We start from the raw sequence: 4,727 nt of genomic DNA, 5'->3' as shown, positions 1-4,727 counted from the left end.
TTTTAGCTTTTTGATTTTGACCTTAAGGGGGATTGAAGGGGGCGAAGCCACCTCACCAGTAAACAATACGAAGTATTGTGCTAACTGGCTATCTAATACAATTAGTAATACAAAAAAAACAAAAGTCAATCACGGGGAAATAATAATAAGGCGAGGCCATTAAAACCCCGCCTTATTAAATTTAATAAAATCACTTAATTAATTTATAACCATCTTTTAAACTAAACCATGTATGCATAAATACAATATTTCTACCAAGCAATTTTTTTATATCAGACGGTGTTAATGGCTTATCATACAAAACAAAATCAGAAAGCACCTGATAATATGTTTTATCAGGGACACCATAGTGATCTTTCTTCAAAACCTCACCACTGGCAATACCATGAGCAACAATCCCCTCTCCTGACCTATATAAAAAAACTAAGGAACCTTTTTCGATATAAGTCATTTTCTCTTTATAACCATCCTCAAATGTCGCAGCAATACCATTAGAAACCATAAATAGGTCATCATCTTTATCATGGACAATATTAGTATTCACGACATAACAATTAGGATAGATACCAGCATGTAAACCATCATCAGATTGGTTAGCCATATCTTTTAAACTGGTATCATCAAAAATATAACGTTTAAGAAGAAGATAGGTAAGCTCATTTCGACTATAACCAGAATTCTGACTGGCAAGAGTAAACAACCGATCTTCATCCAAAGTAAGCCTAAGATTCACGGTAGAGGAAATCTGTTCAACAGCATCTTTTTTGTCTAACGATTTTAGAAACGACATACAACCCCCAAATCAGAGAAAAAATCAGTACACTGACCAGAACAGTAGCACAGAGCAGTAACCAGTACAATAAAGTTTATCTGAATGGAAGAACCCCCAAGAGAGGGCTGTTATCTGATATGGTTAAGGCGATTACTTGACAAGATAAAAGGTTTACTCTGTGAAGAATCAAAAAACCACCCTTGGAGAGGGCTGTTATCTGATATGGTTAAGGCGGTTACTTGACAAAGGAAAAAAACCAGTTAAAACAGAAGAAAAGACAGAACCCCTAATGCTACGGTCGCCAAACTCATCGCATTAGGGGTTCAGGGAAAAGGAACTACTTATGTATAACAACGATAATCAACAAAATTTTGTAAGTCAAATGCCTGTGAAGCCTTACTGCTCTGATGATTTGAGCACTGGACTTCGTATCAGGAAGAAAGAAAAAGCACTGGAAATGCTCTACATACAAGCAAACCAGCCTGCCATCCAAACCTGTTTGCTTTTCGATCTCGATGATGACAACTGTTTCTATAAATTCGAAGATGTCGGGCTTCCTGTGCCCCACTTCATAACGAAAAGCCCGAACTCAGGAAGATGCCACTATGGATACATACTTCAGAACGGAGTGTGTAAGACACAACAGGCACGATTAAAGCCTTTAAGGTATGCCGCAGCCATAGAAAACGGTATGGCTAACAAATTAGGATCAGATCCGGGCTACGTTGGACTAATCACGAAAAACCCGCTAAATCCACACTGGTCCCCCTACTGGTCTGGGGCTGATCTATATGATTTAGATTATCTCGCCGATTTTGTAGACCTAAATGCTCCTAACCCAAAAGAAAAGAGAGGACTGGAGTATGGACTTGGCCGAAATGTTAACCTTTTTGACGATCTACGCTTGTATGCGTATAGGCACGTTTTAGAGTTCAAAGATTCATCAAGCTTTGACTCTTGGATGCGAGAAATAGAGAACCAAGCCATTAATTTAAATACGTTATGTAATCCTAAAAACTTACTACCGTTTGGAGAAGTAAAGGCAACTGCCAGAAGCATAGGAAAATGGACTTGGAAAAATTTTAGTCGTTCAGCATTCTCCAGCGTTCAAGCTCACCGAGGAAGAATGAATGGTGGAAAAAAGAAAAATAACTATAAAAAACAATCAAATATAGAAGAAATGATCAGGTTTTTAGGAGGTGAAAAATGAGAGTCAGCAGAAATGGGTTAACACAAAAACAACTGGCAGAAAAATTTAACATCTCAGTCACAACAGTCATAAAATACACAGCCATAGAAAGGGAAGAGTATGAATCAAAAGCCAAGGAAAGACGCCTGAAAGCTTACACAATGCGTTCTAACGGCTTTTCTCTTAAAGAGATAGCATTAGAGCTTGGATGCTCTTACAACGCAGCAGCGGCTCTCGTGAAGCGATATAAGCATATAGATATGCTGAAGAACCATTCTGTTGTATAATAAATTTTAGAAAATATAGAAACTGTGGAGGGTTTATGAATTTAGAAACACTATACCATCATGATTTAAAAGAAAAAAAAGAAACAGATTTTTCTTTTTCTATCGAAGAAAGAAAATGGGCGGCTGAGGCAGTAGCCGATTGTTATAAAAGAATTGAAAATGGAACTGCTAAAAAACTAAAAGCAAGGGATTGATTTAATGTATTCAGTAATCACCGCAAATAATACGCTGGATGAATTCGTCGAAGAATATCTTTCTGATGACGATTTCAACCAGTTGATAAGAAAACTTGAAAACATTCCACATACAAGGCCGTACTGGGAAAACACACGCTATAAATACATTATAGCAGCAAAGATCTATTTTCTTTATGAAATAGATGACTCTAATATGTATGTTTTCATACTGGCAGTAAAGTTTAATAATTCAAGGAAAACATTTAATTTTGCCAAAACCCCAACGCAAATAAAAACCATGAAAAAATGGATTAAGAACAAAAAGAACATTTATCAATAAAGAATTTTCTATAATTTGTTTTCGTAATGATTCAACAAAAAGTTAACCATTGCTTTTATATTTTCAATGTCATCGTCCAAATCTTGGTCTTTTAATTTCATTTTTTTGTTTTGTTTTTTCAAGTCTTTTTGTCTCTTCTCTTCTTTTTTCAAATTTTTCTCTGATTTCATCTTTTCTTGTATGGACAAAAAACGGCCTGACGACTTTTTGAAAAAATTGAACAAATCCACTAAAATGTCTTCTTGTAAATCCAATTCTAAATTCAACTGTATTAGCCTCTGCTCTATTTCTAAGCTGTCGATTTCTGACTGTTTCAGCAATTTTATTAATTCGTTGTTGTTCAAAATCAATTGCTTCAATTTGTCTTGTTCTTTCTTCTCTTTGGCTTTTTGCTTCTCTTGGTTTAATTTTATCATTTCTATTATCTTGCTCATTTAATTCCTCACTATCATTCTTATTATTATCAAAATCGTTAAAAACAAATTTAGAGAAACTATCGAGATCAAAGCTGTCTGTATTTTTATGTTGATTATTCTGATCTTCATGGTCATTTGTTTTTTTAGCTCTTGACTCAATAATACTCGCATTTTTTTTCGGTGATCTGTTATATCTTTCAGCAATTCTTGCTGATCTGTTTTTAAGTAATTTATCAAAGATTTCTCTATGTTCTGCGAGTGCTCTTTTAGCAAACTCTGGATCTCTTTCTCGGTTATTTTTTGGTGATTCTCTATAAATTCTGTAATCTCTGTCCTCTTCATAAATGTCTCCTTTTAACACTGTTGGCTTTTCATCTGGTGAAAACTTAATAGATATCTGATTTTTTCTAACTCTGTTGATGTGAATATCTTTTGATTTTAAATAATCGATCAACTCATCTCTGTTGTTTATTTCTTGAACAATAATTTTTCCGAGGATCTCGTTCTGTATCTGTTCAAGTTTTGCTCGTTTTTCTTCCGGGATGTTGGTCGGAACCCTGACCAAGCTGTTCTTTTCGTCTTTGTCCAACACTGACGAAAAGCCGTGCTCAAAGTTGTTCTTCTCACAAAACGCATTGAAAAGATGATGATCTGTATTGTGGTAGTAGGCTTTAAAGGCTCTGCCGTCTTGTAAGGCATTAAAGGTTGTATAGTTAAGCTCTAACCTTCCCTTGTCCATATGCTGGACCCACATGATAGGAGGGCGGTTTTCAGGTGGAACACCAGAAAAAAGCACCTCTTCAAAATCTGCAATCATCTTCTGTTTTAAGTTTTCATCTGTGTCGTTTTCCTCGAAAGATAGAACACCAGTAATATATGGATGAGCAAATTTTTTAGACTTTATATAATCATTAAAATTCTCAATATCTGCTCTTGTTGTTGTTGTCATAACCTGAACAAATTTGCGATTTTCTTCTGTGTCCGTAGGTCTAACTCTTAGAATATAATTAAGAGAATGCTCAACATTCTTCTGTCTTTGCTTACCTCCTATCTGTTTGTGTATCATTGGCAGATCCTCTCTTTATTTTTTCGATGTCGTCAACAATCTGATCAAACAAATATGCGAACTGTTCACCATTGCCAGACAAAAAATAATCAATGTTGGTATTCATTTTTTTAGCGATTTGATTAATGTTGTTAGCAACATTAGATAGCAAAAATAATTGTTCCTTGTCGTCGTTTTTATGTATTCTATTTTTTAGTTTTGTAGTGCTTGTCAAAAGTAATTCACGAATGGCAGCAGCTCTTGTTAAATCTAATCTTTTAGTTAACTCGTCAACTTCTGACATTTCTTGATCTGAAAGACAAAGAGAAACAAAATTTTTTCTCTGGTATTTTTCTTTATAATCACGCATATCCTGTCCTTTTTTTTAGCTTTTTGATTTTGACCTTAAGGGGGATTGAAGGGGGCGAAGCCACCTCACCAGTAAACAATACGAAGTATTGTGCTAACTGGCTATCTAATACAATTAGTAATACAAAAAAAA

General features: G+C 35.0%; 7 protein-coding genes. 4 read left to right on the top strand and 3 right to left on the bottom strand.

Annotation, left to right across the window (positions count from 1 at the left end; genetic code table 11):
• Positions 1 to 190 precede the first annotated feature (190 nt).
• Positions 191 to 790, bottom strand: a complete 600-nt coding sequence (locus ACJ8HT_RS24010) for a hypothetical protein (RefSeq protein ID WP_197819229.1) — start codon at positions 788 to 790, stop codon at positions 191 to 193.
• 325 nt (positions 791 to 1,115) lie between these two features.
• Between ACJ8HT_RS24010 and ACJ8HT_RS24005 the strand changes: the two genes are divergently transcribed.
• Genes ACJ8HT_RS24005 through ACJ8HT_RS23990 form a run of 4 tightly spaced genes read left to right on the top strand, consistent with a single transcriptional unit; the run spans position 1,116 to position 2,764 of the window.
• Positions 1,116 to 1,982, top strand: coding sequence for a replication initiation protein (locus tag ACJ8HT_RS24005; protein ID WP_197653597.1), 867 nt, complete (start codon positions 1,116 to 1,118; stop codon positions 1,980 to 1,982).
• A complete protein-coding gene (locus ACJ8HT_RS24000; RefSeq protein WP_128318011.1) occupies positions 1,979 to 2,248 on the top strand; it encodes a plasmid replication protein in 270 nt (89 codons plus the stop codon). The genes ACJ8HT_RS24005 and ACJ8HT_RS24000 overlap by 4 nt, the downstream gene beginning before the upstream one ends.
• 35 nt (positions 2,249 to 2,283) lie before the next feature.
• Positions 2,284 to 2,442 (top strand): hypothetical protein, encoded by a 159-nt coding sequence (locus ACJ8HT_RS23995; protein WP_164876883.1) that lies wholly within the window; start codon positions 2,284 to 2,286, stop codon positions 2,440 to 2,442.
• Positions 2,443 to 2,446: 4 nt separating this feature from the next.
• Entirely contained in the window at positions 2,447 to 2,764 is a 318-nt protein-coding gene (locus ACJ8HT_RS23990) for a hypothetical protein (protein ID WP_442520141.1), read from the top strand.
• Positions 2,765 to 2,833: 69 nt separating this feature from the next.
• Here ACJ8HT_RS23990 and ACJ8HT_RS23985 read toward each other — a convergent pair whose 3' ends face one another.
• Both ACJ8HT_RS23985 and mobC read right to left on the bottom strand, forming a co-directional pair.
• Positions 2,834 to 4,246: a hypothetical protein gene (locus ACJ8HT_RS23985; protein WP_197653598.1), complete on the bottom strand. Its 1,413-nt coding sequence runs from the start codon at positions 4,244 to 4,246 to the stop codon at positions 2,834 to 2,836.
• Positions 4,221 to 4,595 (bottom strand): plasmid mobilization relaxosome protein MobC, encoded by a 375-nt coding sequence (gene mobC / locus ACJ8HT_RS23980; RefSeq protein WP_128318008.1) that lies wholly within the window; start codon positions 4,593 to 4,595, stop codon positions 4,221 to 4,223. The genes ACJ8HT_RS23985 and mobC overlap by 26 nt, the downstream gene beginning before the upstream one ends.
• Positions 4,596 to 4,727: the final 132 nt, after the last annotated feature.

Origin of the sequence: Serratia sp. CY44782 (assembly GCF_052168715.1) — a bacterium.
Lineage (GTDB): Bacteria > Pseudomonadota > Gammaproteobacteria > Enterobacterales > Enterobacteriaceae > Serratia > Serratia nevei.
Note: the sequence above shows the minus strand (reverse complement) of the source record. Positions and strands in the feature narration are given on the sequence as shown.

Excerpts from the sequence above, each read along its gene's own strand:
- ACJ8HT_RS24010 (WP_197819229.1), bottom strand. The coding sequence starts at position 790 with ATGTCGTTTCTAAAATCGTTAGACAAAAAAGATGCTGTTGAACAGATT.
- ACJ8HT_RS24005 (WP_197653597.1), top strand. The coding sequence starts at position 1,116 with ATGTATAACAACGATAATCAACAAAATTTTGTAAGTCAAATGCCTGTG.
- ACJ8HT_RS24000 (WP_128318011.1), top strand. The coding sequence starts at position 1,979 with ATGAGAGTCAGCAGAAATGGGTTAACACAAAAACAACTGGCAGAAAAA.
- ACJ8HT_RS23995 (WP_164876883.1), top strand. The coding sequence starts at position 2,284 with ATGAATTTAGAAACACTATACCATCATGATTTAAAAGAAAAAAAAGAA.
- ACJ8HT_RS23990 (WP_442520141.1), top strand. The coding sequence starts at position 2,447 with ATGTATTCAGTAATCACCGCAAATAATACGCTGGATGAATTCGTCGAA.
- ACJ8HT_RS23985 (WP_197653598.1), bottom strand. The coding sequence starts at position 4,246 with ATGATACACAAACAGATAGGAGGTAAGCAAAGACAGAAGAATGTTGAG.
- mobC (WP_128318008.1), bottom strand. The coding sequence starts at position 4,595 with ATGCGTGATTATAAAGAAAAATACCAGAGAAAAAATTTTGTTTCTCTT.